The sequence below is a fragment of the Microcystis sp. LEGE 00066 genome (assembly GCF_015207925.1).
In the GTDB taxonomy this organism is placed as follows: domain Bacteria; phylum Cyanobacteriota; class Cyanobacteriia; order Cyanobacteriales; family Microcystaceae; genus Microcystis; species Microcystis ichthyoblabe_A.
This window is the reverse complement of sequence record NZ_JADEVX010000339.1, coordinates 1-1,736: the sequence shown is the minus strand read 5'-3', so window position 1 is coordinate 1,736 and position 1,736 is coordinate 1. Positions and strand designations below refer to the sequence as shown.

At 40.8% G+C, this 1,736-nt stretch carries 1 protein-coding gene and 1 pseudogene; both read right to left on the bottom strand.

The genetic code is table 11. The annotated features are described in order from the left end of the window. Nucleotides 1-106: 106 nt before the first annotated feature. On the bottom strand, nt 107-772 hold the full coding sequence (locus tag IQ224_RS23310) for a response regulator transcription factor (RefSeq protein ID WP_194033547.1): 666 nt from the start codon (nt 770-772) through the stop codon (nt 107-109). A 772-nt stretch (nt 773-1,544) separates the two neighbouring features. Continuing rightward, nucleotides 1,545-1,736: pseudogene (locus IQ224_RS24465) on the bottom strand (hypothetical protein); the annotation flags it as partial.

The following is a 1,736-nucleotide window of genomic DNA, read 5'->3' as shown; positions in this document are numbered from 1 at the left end:
GCCATTTTTGGTGCTTTACTGTTTCTCAAATGCCTTTTTTCGCTCCTTATGTTTATTTTTATGCTCACTTTGATTTTTTCTCTCCGTAATTTCTCTCTGTGACAGCTTAGGGTGCGGAATGTGGGTTTAAGATATTGCGGACATGGGTTTTCACCGTGCCGATGGTGATATAGAGTCGGTCGGCAATCTGAGCATTACTAAAACCCCCGACAATCAGAGCGAGAATTTCTAGCTCTCGTTCTGTTAGGGGCACATTTTCCAGCAATTGGCGATGTTCTGGGTCAACGCCTTGAATTATCACTGTTTTGCCGTCGGTGCGGCTACTGGTGGCAAAATTTTGGTGCACTTGTTGCCGAATAACGCCGACGATCACGGGATCGATCCAAGGATTGCCTTCGTGGGTGGAATAAATCACCTCGATTAACTTATCAATGCTAATATCCTTCATACAGTAGGAATCAGCCCCAGCACTAAAAGCCGCTAAAACCTGTTCTTGGGTGTTGTACATGGTTAGCATGAGGATCTTCGTAGCCAAGCTGTCTTCGCCGCAATTTTGTTGGAAGCGTCCCATTAACTCAATCCCATCGATCATGGGCAAAGCTATATCGATGATCGCTACATCCGGTTTAGTCTCCTCTAGCAGTTTCAGTCCCTGTAATCCACTGATGGCTTCTCCCACCAATTGAATACCCTCTCGATGCTGGAGAGCCGCCACTAACCCCATGCGGGTTAAATCGTGATCCTCTATGACGATAACCCGCACTTTATCTATATTTTTTCCCGGTTGTGCTGAACTAGGCGATGATTCAATAATTTTGGCTTTTGGATTATTAGAGCCGTTCCTAAACATTGACTTCACTCCCTTCCTTGAATTGAATTCCACTTTCTTATCTTCATTCGGCAATCACCTGTTTCCAGATAATTTTATTTTTACTTAATCAAAGCGGCGATGACAAATCTACTTAAACTCCCATAAAATCTACTCAAATCTACCGAAATTGATCCATAATTTTCTCCGTTATTTTTTCTACTATAATATCATAAAAATCTAGATTAGGCAAGAAGTAGGCTCTTCTGGTTCCTCTGTGAAAACGAGTTCTATACTGATAGTTTATTTGACAAAATAGTCCCAAAAGCCTTTTCTGGTAAACATTTCAAGATTCCATAAGTACAATTTATCACACAAAATCGAGAAGATACAAGATTCTTTAACAAGAATACATCTTCGAGCTGCTTGGATTTTCAGAGAAGAGAACCAAGCTCTGGCTTAATTAATTTTTTAGCCGCTCTCAACAAAAATCTTTTAAGTCAACAAAAAAGATACACTCGGAGATTAGTTAAGATTATCCACTGAACAATAGTATTTAATACTAAATCCGTTGGGTATAGGCTACATATCAGGACAGGCAAGAGGCAAAAGGGGCAATAGATAATCAGTTTTTATAACCAGATTTAGTATAACTATAGATAAAAGTAAATCTTAACCATTATTTTCCTTGATGTTATCGTTATAGGCCATTTTGGTTTATTTGTCAATAGTGATCTTACCCATTTTCTCCTTGGCCGTCACCTCCAATTGGATTGCGGCAGAATTTTTCCCCACTGTGCCAAGGGACTTGCGTGGGAATAATATCCCAATCGATCGGAGGGCGCAAGCTTTGCGCCCCTACAGTAACGGATTTTGTCCACAATGTAGGGGCGAACTGCGTTCGCCCAAAAGGTACATTATCAAAGCG